This window comes from Alcanivorax nanhaiticus (genome assembly GCF_000756665.1).
In the GTDB taxonomy this organism is placed as follows: Bacteria; Pseudomonadota; Gammaproteobacteria; order Pseudomonadales; family Alcanivoracaceae; genus Alcanivorax; species Alcanivorax nanhaiticus.
In genome coordinates this window covers 178118-195810 of sequence record NZ_ARXV01000005.1, presented here as the reverse complement: position 1 = coordinate 195810, position 17693 = coordinate 178118, and the positions used below count along the sequence as shown (strand labels likewise).

Genomic DNA, 17693 nt, shown 5'->3' with positions numbered 1-17693 from the left:
TTTCCTGTGTTGTTATTCGCCGCAGGCGATGCGGGCTTTGGCCACATTTTCCTGCAAGTGTTTTGGATTGATGGTGCCAGCAATAATACTGCCAACGCCGGCGGTGCCAAGGATCTGGTTCAGACTTTCCTGTACCGGGTCGGCAATGTCACCGGCCAGGTGGCCGCTGGCGAAAGCTTTCTTGATCAGGATGCCCTTCGAGTGTGATGCCGCATGTTCGATCACCGGTACTTCTTCATGATGCTGGAGGTTGTAAGTCACCATCGCCATGTCCGCCTGCTGGAGGGTGGCGATGCCGCCTTCCACGGTCTTGGTCGACATGCCGGTGGCGCGAATCAGCCCCGCTTTTTTTAGCTCATTAAGGGCTTCCAGCGTGCCCTGCGAGATGATGTCCAGATCGTTGCCGTCGGAATGCACCAATACACAGTCAAGGTAGTCGGTATTCAATCTTTGCAGGCTGCGTTCCACTGAGGTGCGCACATGTTCGGGAGTGAAGTCGAACCGGCTTTCGCCACTGTCATTATCAAACTCTTCGCCAACCTTGGTGACGATGATCCAGTCCTGGCGTGCGGACATCAATTTGCCCAGGCGGACTTCGCTGTGACCATAGGCGGGGGCGGTATCGATCAAATTGATGCCCAGGTCAAGCGCCTGTGCGAGCAGTTCGGTAACCGCGCGGTCATCGGGAATGGTGAAGCCGTTGGGGTACTTTACGCCCTTGTCGCGGCCAATCTTTACCGTGCCAAGGCCGAGGGCGCTGACGGTCAAACCGGTGTTGCCCAGTGGGCGCATGAAAGACATGGAAACTCCTCGTGATGATTGCTGGGCAGCAAGTTGCAAGTAACAAGTTTCAAGGCGCGGGCAAGGTCTTTTGATTCGGTAAGGCCTGTGCCCGCGAACCACCGTTAACGGCCAGCGCGGAGCAAAAGCCTTTCAGTTCACACAATGAACCGCCTCGTGTTGGAGCTTGAAACTTGAAGCTTGCCTCTTATGCGTTAATCAAAACACCGATGCCAGTACGGCACGCCCATGGGCGCCTGTTTCAGTTCTTCAGGTAGTGTCATCGCTTCGCCCGGCTGCAATCCGCTTTCTTCGATCAGTGCCATCACCCTGTCTCCGAGATCCGGGGCCAGCGTCAGTTTGGTTGGCCAGGTGATGATCAGGTTTTTGTCCCGGCGTGCGTAGGCGTTATCCGGTTTTACCAGGCTTTGCTGTTTGGGTTCGGCCCGTACCACATCGAGGGTTGCCAGTTGTGCCTTGCTGAAATCCAGCCAGGGGAACAATTTGTCCAGTTCTGCCCGTCCCGCGGCCAGCTGCTCCTCGTCGCTGCGCTCCACACCCTGTTCGGCCAGATCGCCGCCGAGATACCAGACCACTTTGCCGTCGGGGCAATCATGGGTGGTAACGGTGAGCACAGGTTTGTTGCTGGTGCCAACGCAGTGCGCGTAGAGGCGATGCCCCAGGTCATGTTTGACCAGCAGCATTTTCAACGGTCGTAGCTGGCTGTGTTCGTCTTCCAGCAGATGGGCACGATGTGCGGCTTCCAGCAGTGCGGGGTTGCCGTTGCCTGCGGCCAGTACCGTCAGGCCGGGCTCAATGTGAATGCCGTTAACGGTGGCGCTGGCGAGGCCGTCATCGTTCCATTCCAGCGTGTCGCGTTCTGGATCAAACGCCAGCAGGCGCTCACGGACTGGTGCGCTCAAGGTCTCAATCAGCGATTCGGTATTAATGACCAGATCGTCCAGTTTGTAGACGTTACCCTTGAAGGCTTTGTCGGCCAGTGCAGCGGGGAAGGCGTCGCGCTTCAGTTTTTCGATGCGGCCGCGCAGCATCTTGCTGGCAAAGAAGTTGGTCATTCGTGAGGCCACGGAGCCACTGGACCACATGTGCTGGGTGTCGCTAAGGACTTTCAGGTTGCGCAGATCCACCGGGTCGTCGCCTGCCATGGCGGCGCGCCAGCGGTCCGGCATGGCGGCAATGGATTCCGACTCGCTGGACAGGCTGCCGCTCAAGGCGTACTTGAGGCCGCCATGAATAATGCCTTGGCTGGCCAGAGTCTGATCGCCGCCAAGGGAGGCCGTTTCCAGCAACAGGCACTGGTAGCCCGCTGCATTCAGGCGGTTGATCAGCCACAGGCCGGCGATACCGCCACCAAAAATCAGTACATCGGGTTTTAGCGTTGGGTTGCTCATGGAACACCATCGTTGATCTGTGCGGCTATGCTAGCATAGACGGGTCGGGCGGCAGACGTCCGGCGTCCAATGTCAGACACAAGAAGCCCTATGCGTACCTTTTACTCTGCCCTCTGGTATCTGCTCCTGCCGTTTTTGTTCCTGCGCTTGTGGCTGCGTGGCCGCAAGGCTCCAGCCTATCGTCAACGCTGGGCTCAGCGCATGGCGTGGGGGTATCGCCCCGGCACGTTGAAGAACAGCCTCTGGGTACATGCGGTATCCGTAGGCGAAACCCTTGCCGCGGCGCCCCTGATAGAACGGTTGCTGGCGGATCATCCGGATACGCCCTTGCTGGTGACCACCACGACGCCCACAGGCTCTGAACGGGTAAAGGCCCTGTTTGGTGATCGGGTGAGCCATGTGTATTGCCCTTGGGAGGTTCCGGGTGCGCTGAATCGTTTCATGAAAGCATTTGATCCGCAGCTGGTGGTGGTATTGGAAACCGAGCTGTGGCCGAACCTGTGTGCGGCAGTGAAGCGCCATGGCGCGAAACTGATGCTGATGAATGGGCGCTTGTCCGAAAAAAGTTATCGGGGCTACGGCAAGTTGCCGCGTCTGGTTCGGCCAATGATGGCGCAGTTCGATGCGTTGGCGGTGCAGACGGCGGTGGAAGCAGAGCGCTATGTGGCGTTGGGGGCATGGCCGGAACGAGTGCATGCCATCGGCAGTGTGAAGTTTGATATGACGCTGGATGCTGCATTGCGTGACAGCTCGGCCGCGCTGCGGGCACAGATGGGCGAGCGTCGGGTCTGGATCGCGGCAAGTACCCATCCCGGTGAAGACGAGCCGGTGCTGGCGGCTCATCAACAGGTGCTGGGTAGCCATCCGGATACCTTGCTGGTGCTGGTGCCTCGTCACCCGGAACGGTTCAATGATGTGGCCGCACAGATTCGCGGCAAGGGCTTGAGCCTGGCCCGACGCAGTGCAGATGAATCCCCGGCGGAGGTGCAGGTTTATCTGGCCGACACCATGGGAGAATTGCTGATGCTGTTCGGCACGGCGGATGTGGCCTTTGTGGGCGGTTCCCTGGTGCCGGTGGGTGGGCATAATCTGCTCGAACCTGCCGCCTGGGAAAAGCCGGTTCTCACCGGGCCACATCTGCACAACTTCACCGCCATTTCGCAGCTGCTGGATGATGCCGGCGGGCTGTCGGTGGTCAACAATGAACGGGAGCTGGCTACTACTCTGCTGGCGCTGTTCGATGATGCTGAGCGTTGCCGTCGACAGGGGCAGGCGGCGGCGGCGGTGGTTGAGGCGAACCGGGGGGCGCTTGAGAAAGGGCTTGGTTTGATTAGTGAACAGTTAACAGTGAATAGTTAACAGTGCGCGGGTTGGGGTGGTCGGGCTCTGCGAGGTGCTGGGCCGCGCTTATAGGGTTGGTGGGTATTTCCATGGGCAGATAGCTGCGACAGGAAGGGGTTTGTCCTTCGAAACTCGTCACTCGAAACTCGCTTTTCCCCCAAAGCAAGAGGCCGCACCCGGTGTCCGGGCGCGGCCTCTTTGCGTTCAGTCAACTCTGGCGCTTTACGCGCACTATTCATTATTAATTGTTAACTGAATTTTCTTCCATCATCTCTTCACTCTTGCCTTCCAGGTCTGGCGCATAGAGGTTCAGGGTTTCGGTGGGGGAAAGCCACTGGTTGACGGCGGCCAGGTCGCCCTGCTGCAGGTCACCGGTAGCGGACTTCAGGGTCAGGGAGTCGACAATGTAATCGTAGCGGGCGTTGGCGTAATCCCGCTCCGCGGCGAACAGGGCGCGCTGGGCGTTGAGTACGTCTACCACGTTACGGGTACCCACTTCGTAACCGGACTGGGTGGCGTCCAGAGCGGAGCGGGTGGAGCGGATGGCTTGCTCACGAGCCTTGATGCGCAGGGCATCGGCTTCCACCGTACGGTAGGCGTTACGGGTCTGTTGCACCGCATTGCGCAGGGTCTGATCGTATTGGTAGGTTGCCGCATCGGCGCGCAGGTAGGCTTCCTTGCGGCGGCTGTTCAGGCCACCACCCTGGAACAGGGGCATGCTGACTTCGATGCCGATCTGTCTGTTCTGGGTGTCATACAGGGAGCTTCCCGGGGCCCCTGTCAGCGCCGGATCTTCATCCGGGGACAGGTGGGTGTGCTGGTACTGAGCGACCAGTTGTACCTGCGGCATCATGGTGCCGAGCTGGCGCTTGGCAGTGTTCTCGGTCAGCTCAGTATTGTAACGAGCTGCGCGAACCTGGGGATTTTCTGATTTGGCTTTCTCGATCCAGTCATCCATGGCGGCAGGTTGCGGGCCTTCCATGGGGAGCTCGTCCTGCAGTTCCGACAGGGTTTCCCACTGTTGGCCTGTCAGGGTTTCCAGCTGGTCGCGGGCAATCTCGTATTGCTGGCGAGCCACAATCAGATTCACCTGGGTCAAATCGTAGGTGGCCTGTGCTTCTTCTACGTCGGTGGCGGGGACCAGGCCCACATCGAAACGTTCCTGGGTTTGCTCCAGCTGGCGGCCAATGGCTTTCTCTTCGGCCTTGGCGGATACCCAGGTATCCCAGGCTCGCAGCACACCAAAGTAGCCCTGGGCCACACGCAACACAAAATCCTGTCGCGCCTGCTCGAAATTGGCCTGCGCAATATCAGTGCTGGATTTCGCTTCCTTGTAGCCGTACCAGGCATCTACGCGAAACAGGGGTTGGGTCAGGGTAAAGGTGCTGACTTCACTGCCGTAGTTCTGGTCGAAGTTAATGTCTTCGATTTCCTGCTCGTTGTCGTAACGACCATAGCTGGCCGTGACGTTCGGGAAGAGCGCTGCGCGGCCTTGCACAAGCAGCTGCTGGTCTGCGTTCCAGTTCATGCGCGCGGCGCGCCAGGTGCCGTCATAGCTCCAGGCGGCGTTGGCCACATCGACCAGGTCGGCGGCGTTGGCGGAGCTGGCCAGGGCGGTCAGCATGAATACTAGGGTCTTGCTGGGGCTGCGCTTCATTCTGGTGCACTCTTTCCTGTCGTAGTCAGCCAATTATAGTACTGGCTGGTTTAGAAATTAATAGTGGCTTTTTCGGGCCGGGAATGCGGTTGTTTGGCCAATAGACGCTGGCGTATAGTGTCCGCCATTCCTCTTTCTATACCTAAAGTACCCAAATTCTGGAGGCCGACGTGCCAGACGATCAGCGCCCCATCGCGGCGAATGCCATCGATGAATCCTGCCAGCCCATTGCCGGTTCCCGCAAAATCTATGTCACAGGTTCCCGTGACGATATCCGGGTGCCCATGCGCGAAATACGCCAGGATCCGACCCCGCTGGCTGATGGAAAGTTCGAGGATAACCCGCCGGTGACGGTTTACGATACCTCAGGGCCTTATACTGACCCAGATGTGCAGATTGATGTCCGCAAGGGGCTATCGCCAATCCGTCTGAACTGGATTCAGGGCAGGGATGATACCGAGGAACTACCCGGTCTGACCAGCGAATACGGCCGCAAGCGGGCAGTAGATGTGAAAGTGGCTGGCCTGCGCTTTGAGCATGTGCGGGTGCCGCGTCGCGCCAAAGCGGGTAAAAACGTTTCCCAGATGCATTATGCCCGTCAGGGCATCATCACTCCTGAAATGGAGTTCGTGGCGATCCGCGAGAACCAGCGTCTGCAGGAGCAGCGTGCCGCCGGCCTGCCGGCCAGTCAGCATCCCGGGCAGAGTTTTGGTGCCGCTATTCCGCCGGAAATCACCCCCGAGTTCGTTCGTGATGAAGTGGCCCGTGGCCGCGCGGTGATTCCGGTGAATATCAACCACCCGGAAATCGAGCCGATGATCATCGGCCGTAACTTCCTCACCAAGATCAACGCCAACATTGGCAACTCGGCGGTGACCTCTTCCATTGAGGAAGAAGTCTCCAAGATGACCTGGGCCACCCGCTGGGGCGGCGACACCGTGATGGATCTGTCCACCGGTGACAACATTCACGAAACCCGCGAGTGGATCCTGCGTAATTCGCCAGTGCCGATCGGCACCGTGCCAATCTATCAGGCACTGGAGAAGGTCAACGGCATCGCCGAAGACCTGACCTGGGAAATTTTCCGTGACACCTTGATTGAGCAGGCCGAGCAAGGGGTGAGCTACTTCACTATCCACGCCGGTGTGCTGCTGCGTTATGTGCCGATGACGGCTAACCGGGTGACAGGAATCGTGTCCCGTGGTGGCTCCATCATGGCCAAATGGTGTCTGGCGCACCATAAAGAGAATTTCCTTTACACCCACTTTGAAGATATCTGCGAGATCATGAAGGCCTACGATGTGACCTTCAGTCTCGGCGATGGTTTGCGTCCTGGCTCCATTGCGGATGCCAACGACGAAGCCCAGTTCAGTGAATTGCGCACGCTGGGTGAGCTGACCAAGATTGCCTGGAAACACGATGTGCAGGTGATGATCGAAGGCCCCGGTCATGTGCCCATGCACATGATCAAGGCGAACATGGATGAGCAGCTGGAGCATTGCGGCGAAGCGCCGTTCTATACCCTTGGCCCGCTAACCATTGATGTGTCTCCGGGTTATGACCATATCTCCAGCGCCATCGGTGCGGCCATGATTGGCTGGTATGGCACGGCCATGCTCTGCTATGTGACGCCCAAGGAGCATTTGGGTTTGCCCAACCGTGAAGACGTGAAGGAAGGCATCATCGCTTACAAGATTGCCGCCCATGCGGCGGATCTTGCCAAAGGCCATCCGGGCGCGCAGATTCGCGATAATGCCCTGTCCAAGGCACGTTTTGAATTCCGCTGGGAGGACCAGTTCAATCTGGGGCTGGATCCTGACCGGGCCCGTCAGTTCCATGACGAGACCCTGCCCAAGCAGGCGCACAAGGTGGCACATTTCTGCTCCATGTGTGGGCCAAAGTTCTGCTCCATGAAGATCAGCCAGGAAGTGCGTGAGACCTATGGTGATGGTAATGCCCAGGTTCAACAGGCTGACGCTGAGGCGGGCATGGAAGAAAAGTCCCGAGAATTCCGCGAACAGGGCAGTGCCCTCTATCACAAAGCCAATGACTGATCTCGATCCGCGCTTTACCCAGGACGATGTGGAAATTCTGGAACGGGAAACCCCGTTCCAGGGTTTCTTTCGTGTGGATGCGCTGACCCTGCGCCACCGCCAGTATGAGGGCGGTTGGGGCAAGCCGATTCGCCGTGAATTGTTTGTGCGTCCGCGTGCAGCCGCGGTGCTGCCTTATGATCCGGTGCGCGGCGAGATTCTGCTGGTGGAGCAGTTTCGGGTCGGCGCGCTGGAGTGGCGGACATCGCCGTGGTGCCTGGAGCTGATTGCCGGGCTTGCCGACAAGGACGGGGAAAGCGCCGAAGACCTGATTCGCCGTGAGGCGGTTGAGGAGGCGGGGCTGACCCTGGGCGTTATGGAGACCGTGGCGCAGTATATGCCGAGCCCCGGTGGTACGGATGAGCGGCTGCATGTGTTTGTCGGTCAGGCGGATCTGGAAGGCGCTGGGGGAATCTTCGGTTGCCCGGATGAGGGGGAAGATATTCGTGCCCTGACGGTGCCGGTGGCGCAGATCCCCGAGTTGTTGGTGTCCGGCCGGGTGGACAATGCTGCCAGTCTGATAGCCCTGCAGTGGCTGTTGCTGCACCGCAATGAGCTGGACGTTCGTTGGGGAGCTGCGTGACGCGCCGCGGGCGTTATCGTCTGGATTTTCGCGCGCTGATGACGCAGTGCGAGGAAAACTATGCGCGCATGATGCCTTTGATGAAGGCGCTGGGTGATAGCGATAGTCTGGCGGTTGAGCTGGGTCATGAGCATCACCCCCATACCTTGTATCTGCGCGTATTGGAGCGTTCACCGTATACCACCACCGTGCGGCTGGAAGATCAGGAGTTGCTGGCGGTGCTACCAGCATCGCGTCTGACGGTGCGTCTTTATCACGATGCTCGCTTGGCCGAAGTCACCGAGGCGCGGCCGTTCCGGAAAGTGAATGCCCGTTATGGCTACCCGAACAGGCACATGCATCAGCGTGACGAAAAGGCGCAATGGAACCGGTTTCTGGCTGAATGGCTTCGTCATGTTCACGATCATGGCCGGGATGCGGGTATGAGTTGGCGCCGGCAGGTTTCTGGTGACTGACATGGATTGTGCTATTGGGCAAGCGCCGAGAGTATCAATTGTGGAGAATTGGTAACCATTTCAGGGTCTGGACGCTGTCACCTAGAAATGTGACATCATCTTGGTTATAAGATGAAGGTAAGGGTCGGGAAAAGGCCTGAAGGCGTGACGGGGACGCCGGGGAGCCTCTGAGCAGTGATTTGCTTGCTCAGTCTTTCAGGCTGGCCCGCAATCTAGGCGCGCTTTTGAAGGCATGCTGGTTGCCTGTCGAGAAAGTGCAACAACGAGTGCGGGTCAGCCTGGAAGACCCGGAGGGCGCGGCCTGAAGCGCACATCTGCTGTGCCTTGCCTCTCCGAAAGGGAACCACCCTGACCATCGAGACAAGGCACAGCAGATGCACGCTTCAGGCCACGCTGAGTAAGCAAATCACTGCTCAGAGGCTCCCTTGGGAGGGTTGGCCTCCCCAGTCAAAGGGAACGTAAAAGAGAATGGTCACGGGAGTGGGGATTTGACGCAGCAGTTGCAGCCCCTTCGAATTGTGCAGTTATCGGACTGCCACTTGTTTGCCGATGAAAGCGGCAAGCTGTTGGGCCTCAATACCCAGTTCAGCCTGGATAAGGTTCTGGAGTTGATCCGCAAGGAGCAGCCTAATCCGGATCTCATCCTGGCGACCGGGGATTTGTCCCAGGATGCTTCCTTTGAGTCCTATCAGCGGCTGGATAAGGCGCTGAGCGATTTCAGTGCGCCGGTCTACTGGTTGGAAGGCAATCACGACAAGCCAGCGCCGATGCTGGAAGCGCTTCATGCCCAGCGTGAACGCATGAGCCCCTGTGTGCTTGAAGTGGGCAACTGGACGGTTGTCATGCTGGATTCCACTATCCCCGGTGAAGTGCCCGGCGAGCTTTTCGATGAAGATCTGAAATTCCTCGACAATGCCTTGCGTAACGCCAACGGTGAACACCTGATGGTGTGCCTGCACCACCATCCGGTTCCAATGGGGTGTGCCTGGCTGGATACTCAGGTGGTGGGTAGCGCCGACAAGTTTTTTGACGTGATCGATCAGCACCCTCGTGTACGCGCCATCATCTGGGGCCATGTGCATCAGGAATATGATGAGGTCCGCAAAGGGGTGCGCATGCTGGCGGTGCCCAGTACCTGCGTGCAGTTCAAACCCCACAGCGAAGACTTTGCCGTCGACGATACCAACCCTGGCTATCGCTGGCTTGATCTTCATGCAGATGGTCGTATCGACACCGGCGTCAGCCGCGTGGAAGGGATCACCTTTGAGGTGGATTTCAGCGTCAAAGGCTACTGAAGAGCAGTTAATAGTTAACAGTGAACAGTTAATAGCGGCGCGTTCGCGCGTTATGTGATCTGACAGGATAGAGGCCGCGCCCAGAGGTTGGACGCGGCCTCGTGCCTTTAAAAACAAAGGAAAAACCCTATAAAACTTGACAGGGTATGCTGGTCGGGCAGCCTGTGCCTTTAAAAACAAAGGAAAAACCCTATAAAACTTGACAGGGTATGCTGGTCGGGCAGCCTTGTTCACTGTTCACTGTTCACTGTTGCGGATTAGACCTCATGGCCCCCGAAACGTCTCTTCTCTATATTCACGGTTTCAACAGTTCTCCAGCCTCGCACAAGGCAGGCCTGCTTCGTGAGATGTTTGAGCGGGCAGGGTGTGCAGAGCGTTTGATTACGCCAGCACTGCCGCCCTCGCCTCGTCAGGCCATGGCGGAGCTGGATGCGGCGATTGCATCTGCAGGCCCGGTAGCGTTGCTGGGATCGTCACTGGGAGGTTTCTATGCCACCTGGCTGGCGGAACATCACGATCTCAAGGCTGTGCTGATCAATCCTGCGGTTCGTCCCTGGCTACTACTGGACAAATACACAGGTATCCAGCATAACTATCACACCGGTGAGGCCTGGGAGTTTGACCCAGCCTGGCTGAATGAGCTGAAACGCTATGAAGTGGAGGCGATTTCCCAGCCGGAAAACCTGCTGCTGCTGACCCAGACCGGGGATGAAACACTGAACTGGGAAGACGGCTGGGACTATCATGGCGACTGCCACCGTTATTGCGGCTTGGGTGGAAGCCATGGCTTTGATAACTTTGACGCCTTCATACCGCTGATACTGCGGTTTTGTGGTGTAAAGATCTAAAGGCTGTTTTACCACAGAGGCCACCGAGTTCACTGAGAAAGAAATGACCAGTGTGCCGGGTTGGCTTTGTGTGGGGTTTTACAGTGCTGGAAAGGACTCCATGCTGGGAAATGATGAACTGACGGGTGCAATCATTGGTTGTGCCATCGAAGTGCACCGGCATATGGGGCCGGGGCTGATGGAATCAGTTTATGAGCGATGTCTGCGGCATGAGCTGGAGCAGGCAGGGCTGGAAAGTGCCGCGCAATCCGCTATTCCTGTTTATTACAAGGGAAAAAGACTGGATTGCGATTACCGGGCTGATCTGATCGTCGAGAATCAGGTGCTGGTTGAATTGAAGTGTGTGAAAGCACTGTCGCCGCTTCACGGCGCTCAGGTTTTGACGTATATGCGATTGGCTGGGCTTCAAAAGGGGCTGCTGATCAATTTCAACGTTCAGAGGCTTGCGCAAGGCATCAAGCGCTTTGTGATTTGATTGTTTTCCTCAGTGGGCTCAGTGGCCTCTGTGGTAAAAAAGGGTTTCAACAAATTTATGACCAATAATTATACGTCCGAAAATATTGAAGTTTTGTCGGGCCTGGAGCCGGTGCGTAAGCGCCCCGGCATGTACACCGATACCACCCGCCCCAACCACCTTGCCCAGGAAGTGATCGACAACTCCGTCGATGAAGCCCTGGCGGGGCACGCCAAGACCATCAAGGTCACCCTGTTCAAGGATGGAGGTGTGGAGGTTGAGGATGATGGGCGCGGGATGCCGGTGGATATGCACCCGGTGCAGAAGAAACCCGGTGTGGAAGTGATCCTTTCCACCCTCCATGCCGGTGGCAAGTTCTCCAACAACAATTACCAGTTCAGTGGTGGTTTGCACGGTGTCGGTGTGTCTGTAGTGAACGCCCTCTCCACCAAGCTTGAGGTGCTGGTAAAGCGCGATGGCCAATTGCACCGCATCGAGTTCGGAGACGGTGAAAAACGTAGTGAACTGGAAGTGATCGATACGGTGGGCAAGCGTAACACCGGTACCATCCTGCGCTTCTGGCCCGACGCCTCTTACTTCGACTCGCCGAAGATTTCTGTATCCCGCCTGAAGCACTTGTTGCGCGCCAAGGCGGTACTGTGCCCCGGTCTGAAAGTGATTCTCGATAATGAGGCAACGGGCGAGTCCGAGACCTGGCAGTTTGAAGATGGCTTGATCGAGTACCTGCTGGAGTCCTCCACCGGTTGGGAGAGAGTGCCGGAAGAACCCTTCAACGGTGCCATGAGTGCCGAAACGGAAGCGGTGGACTGGGCAGTGATGTGGCTGCCGGAAGGGGGCGAGCTGGTTCAGGAATCCTATGTGAACCTGATCCCCACCGCTCAGGGCGGTACCCATGTGAACGGTCTGCGTTCCGGTTTGCTGGATGCCATGCGTGAATTCTGTGAATTCCGTAACCTGCTGCCCCGTGGCGTGAAGCTGACCCCGGAAGATATCTGGGACCGTGCGGCTTACGTGCTCAGTGTGAAAATGCAGGATCCGCAATTCGCTGGTCAGACCAAGGAGCGTCTCAGCTCTCGCCAGACCGCAGCCTTTGTATCCGGTGTGGTCAAGGATGCGTTCTCCCTGTGGTTGAACCAGCACACCGATGAAGCCGAGAAGCTGGCGGATCTGTGTATCAACAATGCGCAGAAGCGTTTGCGCGCCGCCAAAAAAGTGACCCGTAAAAAAGTCACCAGTGGACCCGCCTTGCCAGGCAAGCTGGCCGACTGTACCAGTGATGATCCGGCCCAGAGTGAAATTTTTCTGGTGGAAGGGGACTCGGCGGGCGGTTCTGCCAAGCAGGCTCGTGATCGGGTCTTTCAGGCCATCATGCCGCTGCGCGGCAAGATCATGAACACTTGGGAAGTCGATTCCAATGAGGTGCTGGGCAGCCAGGAAATTCACGATATTGCTGTTGCGCTTGGCATTGAGCCTGGCAGTGACGATATCGGTGGGCTGCGTTATGGCAAAGTCTGCATTCTGGCCGATGCGGATTCCGATGGTCTGCATATTGCCACGCTGATCTGCGCCCTGTTCCTGAGACACTTCCCTGCCCTGGTCAAACAGGGGCATGTCTTTGTGGCCATGCCGCCGCTGTATCGTATCGATGTGGGCAAGGAAGTGTATTACGCCCTGGACAAGGACGAGCGCGAAGGTGTGCTGGATCGTATTAAGGCGGAGAAAAAGCGTGGCAAGGTCAATGTGACCCGCTTCAAGGGGCTGGGCGAAATGAACCCGTTGCAACTGCGTGAAACCACCATGGCCCCGGATACCCGTCGGTTGGTGCAGCTTTCCATCAGCAGCGATGACGAAACCCATCAGTTGATGGATATGCTGCTCAGCAAGAAGCGCGCCTCGGACCGCAAGAGCTGGCTGGAAACCAAGGGCAATCTGGCCGAAATATGATTTTTCACCACAGAGGTCACAGAGCGCACAGAGAGAAACCCTTTACTTCTTTGTGGCTCTGCAGGTTTCTGATGGCGAGCGGTTTGTAATCTGAATTTTTTCCCTCAGTGACCTCTGTGTTCTCTGTGGTAAATAAAAAAGAGCTGAGAAATGGCTGAAGAATTTGAAAGTTTTCCCCTGAGGGAATACACCGAAAAAGCGTACCTGGATTATTCCATGTACGTCATTCTCGACCGGGCGTTGCCGAACATTGGCGACGGTCTCAAGCCGGTGCAGCGGCGGATTGTTTACGCCATGAGCGAGTTGGGCCTCAAGTCCACCGCCAAGCACAAAAAATCTGCCCGTACCGTGGGTGATGTGCTGGGTAAATACCATCCTCATGGTGACTCGGCCTGTTATGAGGCCATGGTGCTGATGGCGCAGCCATTCAGTTATCGCTATCCGCTGGTGGATGGTCAGGGTAACTGGGGTAGTGCTGACGATCCCAAATCCTTCGCGGCCATGCGTTATACGGAATCCAAGCTGGCGCCCTATGCTGAAGTGCTGCTCTCGGAGCTGGGGCAGGGCACGGTGGAGTGGTTGCCGAATTTCGATGGCACGCTGGAAGAACCCAAAATGCTGCCGGCGCGGTTACCCAATGTGTTGCTAAACGGCACCACGGGTATCGCGGTGGGTATGAGCACAGATATCCCGCCACACAACCTGCGCGAAGTGGCCAACGCCTGCATTCACCTGCTGAAAGACCCCGGTGCGTCGCTGGATGATCTGATGGAGTTTATCCAGGGCCCGGACTTCCCGACCGAAGCGGAAGTGATTACCCCGCAGAACGACATCATTCGCATGTATGCCGAGGGCAAGGGGTCACTCAAACAGCGTGCGGTGTATGAGCGTGAAGAGGGCGACATTGTCGTCACCGCGCTGCCGTATCAGGTGTCGGGTGCCAAGGTACTGGAACAAATTGCTGACCAGATGAACAAGAAGAAGCTGCCCATGGTCAGCGATCTTCGTGATGAGTCTGATCATGAAAATCCTACTCGCCTGGTAATCACCCCGCGTTCCAATCGAGTGGATGTGGAGCAGTTGATGAGTCACCTGTTCGCCACTACGGATCTGGAGAAAAACTACAGGGTGAACCTGAACATGATCGGCATTGATGGCCGGCCACAGGTGAAGAGCCTGGATGCCATTCTCAACGAATGGCTGCAGTTCCGTATGGTGACGGTGCGTCGTCGCCTTCAGCATCGTCTCGACAAGGTGCTGGATCGCCTGCATATCCTTGAAGGCTTGCTGGCAGCGTTTCTGAATATTGATGAAGTGATTCATATCATCCGTACTGAAGACGCACCCAAACCGGTACTGATGGAACGCTTCGGGATTTCGGATCGTCAGGCGGAAGCGATTCTCGAACTGAAATTGCGCCATCTGGCCAAGCTCGAAGAAATGAAGATTCGGGGCGAGCAGGATGAGCTCAACGAAGAGCGCGAGAAGCTTGAGGCTACGCTGGGTTCCACTGCCAAAATGAAAAAGCTGGTGGCCAAGGAGCTGAAGGAAGATGCCGACAAATACGGAGATGATCGCCGCTCTCCGCTGGTGGAACGTGATGCTGCGGCAGCGCTGGATGAAACCGATCTGGTCAGCGCCGATCCGGTAACCGTGGTGCTGTCCGAAAAAGGCTGGGTGCGTGCTGCCAAGGGCCATGACGTGGATGTGGAAGGCCTGAGCTACAAGGCCGGCGACAAGTACAAGGCGTCTGCCAAGGGCAAGTCCAATCAGCCTGTCTGTTTCCTCGACAGTACCGGCCGCAGTTACTCGCTGCTTGCCCACACCCTGCCCAGCGCTCGAGGCCAGGGCGAACCGTTGTCTGGTCGGGTGAGCCCTCCCTCCGGGGCGAGTTTCGTAGCCGCCGTGATGGGCAAGGACAAGGATGCCTATCTGATGAGCACCGATGCCGGCTACGGTTTTGTAGTGCGGTATGCGGATCTGCAAGCCAACAAGAAAGCGGGCAAGACAGTGTTGAGTGTGCCCAAGGGTGGCCGTGTCCTGGTGCCCCAATCCATTTCCAGCACCAGTGATGATCTGATCGCGCTGGTTTCCAACGAGGGGCGCCTGTTGGTGTTCCCGGTCAAGGAATTGCCGGAAATGGCGCGGGGCAAGGGCAACAAGATGATGTCTGTGCCGTCTGCCCGTGTGCAGAGTCGGGAAGAGTTTGTTCAGGATGTGCGGGTGGTTGGGCCGCAAGACTCGCTCACCATTTACGCCGGCAAGCGTCACCTGACACTCAAGCCTGGGGATCTGGAACACTATTACGGCGAGCGAGGCCGTCGTGGTGCCAAGCTGCCCCGTGGTTTCCAGAATGTGGACAGCATGGCAGTAGAGCGCAAGGAAAGTGACTGAGCACTGCCTGGCAGTACTTCAGTTAATGGCTTGGAAGGGATGAGGAAAAGGCATGATTCGGGGCGTCACAACAGTCTTGCTGTTGCTGGTTAATACGTTGGTATTGATCGGCCCAATGATGATCGTGGCGCTACTGAAGCTGATGCCCGGAAAGGGATGGCGACAACTCTGTTCCAGAGTGGTCATGTGGATTGCCGAGACCTGGGCAGAAATCTGCAAGGCTATCTTTGCCCTGATGACACCGACCGGCTGGGATATTCGTGGGGTGGAAAACTTGCGTCAGGACACCTCCTATCTGGTGGTCAGCAACCACCAGTCCTGGGTGGATATTCCCGCGCTGGTGGAAACCTTCAATCGCAAGACGCCCTACTTCAAGTTCTTCCTCAAAAAGGAGCTGATCTGGGTGCCGTTTCTTGGGCTGGCGTTCTGGGCGCTGGATTACCCGTTTATGAAACGCTACAGCAAGGCGGTGCTGAACAAGCACCCAGAGCTGAAGGGAAAAGATCTGGAGATTACCCGTCGTGCCTGCGAGAAATTCCAGGGCATCCCGGTGACGGTGGTGAACTTTCTCGAAGGCACCCGGTTTACCCCGGCAAAGCATCAGGCCCAGCAATCGCCTTATGGTCATCTGCTGAATCCCAAAGCCGGAGGAGTGGCTTTCGTGATGGCGGCACTGGGGGAGAATCTGGATGCGTTGCTGGATGTGACGATTGTCTATCCGGGAAGCTCGCCTCCAGGGTTCTGGGACCTGTTGAGTGGCAAGGTGGAACGGGTCATTGTTGATGTGAAAACCCGACCTCTGGAGCCTGCCCTGTGGCGCAGTGACTATCAAGACGATCCCGTTTTCCGGGGCGAAGTCCAGCAGTGGGTCAGTGATCTCTGGACCGAGAAAGACCAGAGAATCACCGACCTCAAACATGAGTTGAAGGGATCAGAAGCCCAGTGATAACGCCAGATAAGGGCCGCCCATATCCAGGTCAGTGGTCAGCAGGCTGACATCGTCCAGATTCAGGTTGATCTGGCTGTAACCCACTTCTACGCCGAGCAGGAAATCCGAACGCCAGCCCACGCGAACATTGTAGTCACTCATGGACGAGCCATTGTATTTGATGGCGTTCAATTCCCCGCCCACATAGGCCCCGGTGCCGGGAATTTCCATGCGCGCAGCGCCATGCGCCAGCGGTAACACTTCATCAATATTCAAGCGTGAATCGGCAATCACACTGCTGAGACGTACAAAGCCATCGACATGACGGATGGTCACGCCCACATCCAGTTTCAGGTTGGTGTCGATAGGCGTGTAATAGAGGGTTCCCTCCAGCATTTCCAGTTCCAGTTCGCTATCGACCCGGTTGCTGGCAACGAACACCTGATCGTCGAACACGAAGCTGCGTTGCAGACGGTTGCTGGCAGACTCATACAGGTCAAAATAGCGAACACGGACATTGGGAATCAGAGGAACCGGGTGCTCCAGACCAAGCCAGATCACGCTCTGATCCGCCTTGCCCATGCCCAGGTCCTCCTCTACATCAATGCTGGCACCACCGGATGAGAGGGTGCCATTGAAGTCAGAATTCCAGTTGTAGCCCCCGCCATAGATGGATAAACCGGGAGCAGCGTGCAAGGCGGTGCTGGCGAACAGGGCGAAGGTGGCAGCAAGGCTTCGTTTCATGATCAATCCTGGGGCAGAGGCTGTGTCCAGCAGTGTAGCCCAGCTGTGTGCAGGGACGCCAAGTTGAGGTTTTTTTCTGCTAAACTGGACACACTCAATCCCCCTTGGGTACCAGCCCCACGGAGTCAGACTGACCCATGTTTCTCGAAGAAATGCCTGCCAAGTTCCGCTATCCGGCCCCGGAGGATGCGGAGGATGAAGCTCTGCTTGGTGATATCCAGCGCAAGGGCTGGCATCACTTTGCCGTTGCTGGCGGTGACGGCCAGCCCGGTTATACCTTCAGTGTTGGACATTTTCTCAACCTGAATCACCCGGAATTAATCGTAGTGGGGCTCAAAGATGCACTGGCCAGCCGCCTGCTTGATAGTGCTGCGGTACGTATTCGTGGTTTGAACAAGCCCTATCAGCCCTACCGGTTGTACAGCGATATCGCGGACGGTCTGGAAGTCATGTTTCTCCCGGTCGCTTTCCCGCACTACAAGGAATATCTGGGCTTCGCCAACTGGTTTTACCAGAGCTTGCCTGCACCTTATCCTGCCTTGCAGATGGTGTGGCCTGATCCCAAAGGGGTGTTCCCGTGGCAGCCGGGTTACGACGTTCGCTTCCGTCGGGCGCAGCCATTGCTGGGAGCGCCGCCGGCAACGCCCCTGACAAGACCGTAGGGCTGGCTAGACGAAAGACTGTCTCTGCCAGCGGTCGATGTGCTCGGCGGAGATCTCGTCTGGATAAATTGTGTTAACGCTT

The 17693-nt window shown here is 57.2% G+C and carries 15 protein-coding genes; 11 read left to right on the top strand and 4 right to left on the bottom strand.

Going from position 1 to position 17693, the window contains the following annotated elements; translation table 11 throughout:
* Positions 1-12 precede the first annotated feature (12 nt).
* Both Y5S_RS08300 and Y5S_RS08295 read right to left on the bottom strand, forming a co-directional pair.
* A complete protein-coding gene (locus tag Y5S_RS08300; protein ID WP_035232123.1) occupies positions 13-801 on the bottom strand; it encodes an aldo/keto reductase in 789 nt (262 codons plus the stop codon).
* A gap of 194 nt (positions 802-995) precedes the next feature.
* Complete coding sequence (locus Y5S_RS08295; RefSeq protein WP_035232121.1) at positions 996-2192, bottom strand: FAD-dependent oxidoreductase; 1197 nt, start codon at positions 2190-2192, stop codon at positions 996-998.
* A 90-nt stretch (positions 2193-2282) separates the two neighbouring features.
* Here Y5S_RS08295 and waaA point away from each other — a divergent pair, with 90 nt between their 5' ends.
* Positions 2283-3551: a lipid IV(A) 3-deoxy-D-manno-octulosonic acid transferase gene (gene waaA / locus Y5S_RS08290; RefSeq protein ID WP_035232120.1), complete on the top strand. Its 1269-nt coding sequence runs from the start codon at positions 2283-2285 to the stop codon at positions 3549-3551.
* 223 nt (positions 3552-3774) lie between these two features.
* On the opposite strand, the gene Y5S_RS08285 is transcribed toward waaA, so the two are convergent.
* Positions 3775-5190 carry a TolC family outer membrane protein gene (locus Y5S_RS08285; RefSeq protein ID WP_035232119.1) on the bottom strand — a complete coding sequence of 472 codons (1416 nt, stop codon included), beginning with the start codon at positions 5188-5190 and terminating at the stop codon, positions 3775-3777.
* A 170-nt stretch (positions 5191-5360) separates the two neighbouring features.
* Between Y5S_RS08285 and thiC the strand changes: the two genes are divergently transcribed.
* The 9 genes from thiC to Y5S_RS08240 all read left to right on the top strand — a co-directional run bounded on the left by thiC (position 5361) and on the right by Y5S_RS08240 (position 16223).
* On the top strand, positions 5361-7244 hold the full coding sequence (gene thiC / locus Y5S_RS08280) for a phosphomethylpyrimidine synthase ThiC (RefSeq protein WP_035232118.1): 1884 nt from the start codon (positions 5361-5363) through the stop codon (positions 7242-7244).
* A complete protein-coding gene (locus tag Y5S_RS08275; protein WP_035232117.1) occupies positions 7237-7866 on the top strand; it encodes an NUDIX domain-containing protein in 630 nt (209 codons plus the stop codon). Before thiC ends, Y5S_RS08275 begins: the two co-directional genes overlap by 8 nt.
* The gene (locus Y5S_RS08270; protein WP_035232116.1) at positions 7863-8321 is read left to right on the top strand and encodes a DUF1249 domain-containing protein; all 459 of its coding nucleotides are present in this window, start codon (positions 7863-7865) and stop codon (positions 8319-8321) included. The genes Y5S_RS08275 and Y5S_RS08270 overlap by 4 nt, the downstream gene beginning before the upstream one ends.
* 488 nt (positions 8322-8809) lie before the next feature.
* The gene (cpdA, locus tag Y5S_RS08265; RefSeq protein ID WP_035232115.1) at positions 8810-9616 is read left to right on the top strand and encodes a 3',5'-cyclic-AMP phosphodiesterase; all 807 of its coding nucleotides are present in this window, start codon (positions 8810-8812) and stop codon (positions 9614-9616) included.
* Positions 9617-9882: 266 nt separating this feature from the next.
* Positions 9883-10464: a YqiA/YcfP family alpha/beta fold hydrolase gene (locus Y5S_RS08260; RefSeq protein ID WP_035232114.1), complete on the top strand. Its 582-nt coding sequence runs from the start codon at positions 9883-9885 to the stop codon at positions 10462-10464.
* Positions 10465-10564: 100 nt separating this feature from the next.
* On the top strand, positions 10565-10939 hold the full coding sequence (locus Y5S_RS08255; RefSeq protein ID WP_035232244.1) for a GxxExxY protein: 375 nt from the start codon (positions 10565-10567) through the stop codon (positions 10937-10939).
* Between the two features lie 57 nt (positions 10940-10996).
* The gene (gene parE / locus Y5S_RS08250) at positions 10997-12883 is read left to right on the top strand and encodes a DNA topoisomerase IV subunit B (RefSeq protein ID WP_035232243.1); all 1887 of its coding nucleotides are present in this window, start codon (positions 10997-10999) and stop codon (positions 12881-12883) included.
* Positions 12884-13033: 150 nt separating this feature from the next.
* Complete coding sequence (gene parC, locus Y5S_RS08245; RefSeq protein ID WP_035232113.1) at positions 13034-15277, top strand: DNA topoisomerase IV subunit A; 2244 nt, start codon at positions 13034-13036, stop codon at positions 15275-15277.
* A 52-nt stretch (positions 15278-15329) separates the two neighbouring features.
* Positions 15330-16223: an acyltransferase gene (locus Y5S_RS08240; protein ID WP_035232112.1), complete on the top strand. Its 894-nt coding sequence runs from the start codon at positions 15330-15332 to the stop codon at positions 16221-16223.
* Here Y5S_RS08240 and Y5S_RS08235 read toward each other — a convergent pair.
* Positions 16209-16949 (bottom strand): TIGR04219 family outer membrane beta-barrel protein, encoded by a 741-nt coding sequence (locus Y5S_RS08235; protein ID WP_035232111.1) that lies wholly within the window; start codon positions 16947-16949, stop codon positions 16209-16211. The genes Y5S_RS08240 and Y5S_RS08235 overlap by 15 nt on opposite strands.
* A 137-nt stretch (positions 16950-17086) precedes the next feature.
* On the opposite strand from Y5S_RS08235, the gene Y5S_RS08230 reads away from it, so the two are divergent.
* Complete coding sequence (locus Y5S_RS08230) at positions 17087-17611, top strand: DUF4262 domain-containing protein (protein ID WP_035232110.1); 525 nt, start codon at positions 17087-17089, stop codon at positions 17609-17611.
* The last annotated feature ends 82 nt before the right edge of the window (positions 17612-17693 follow it).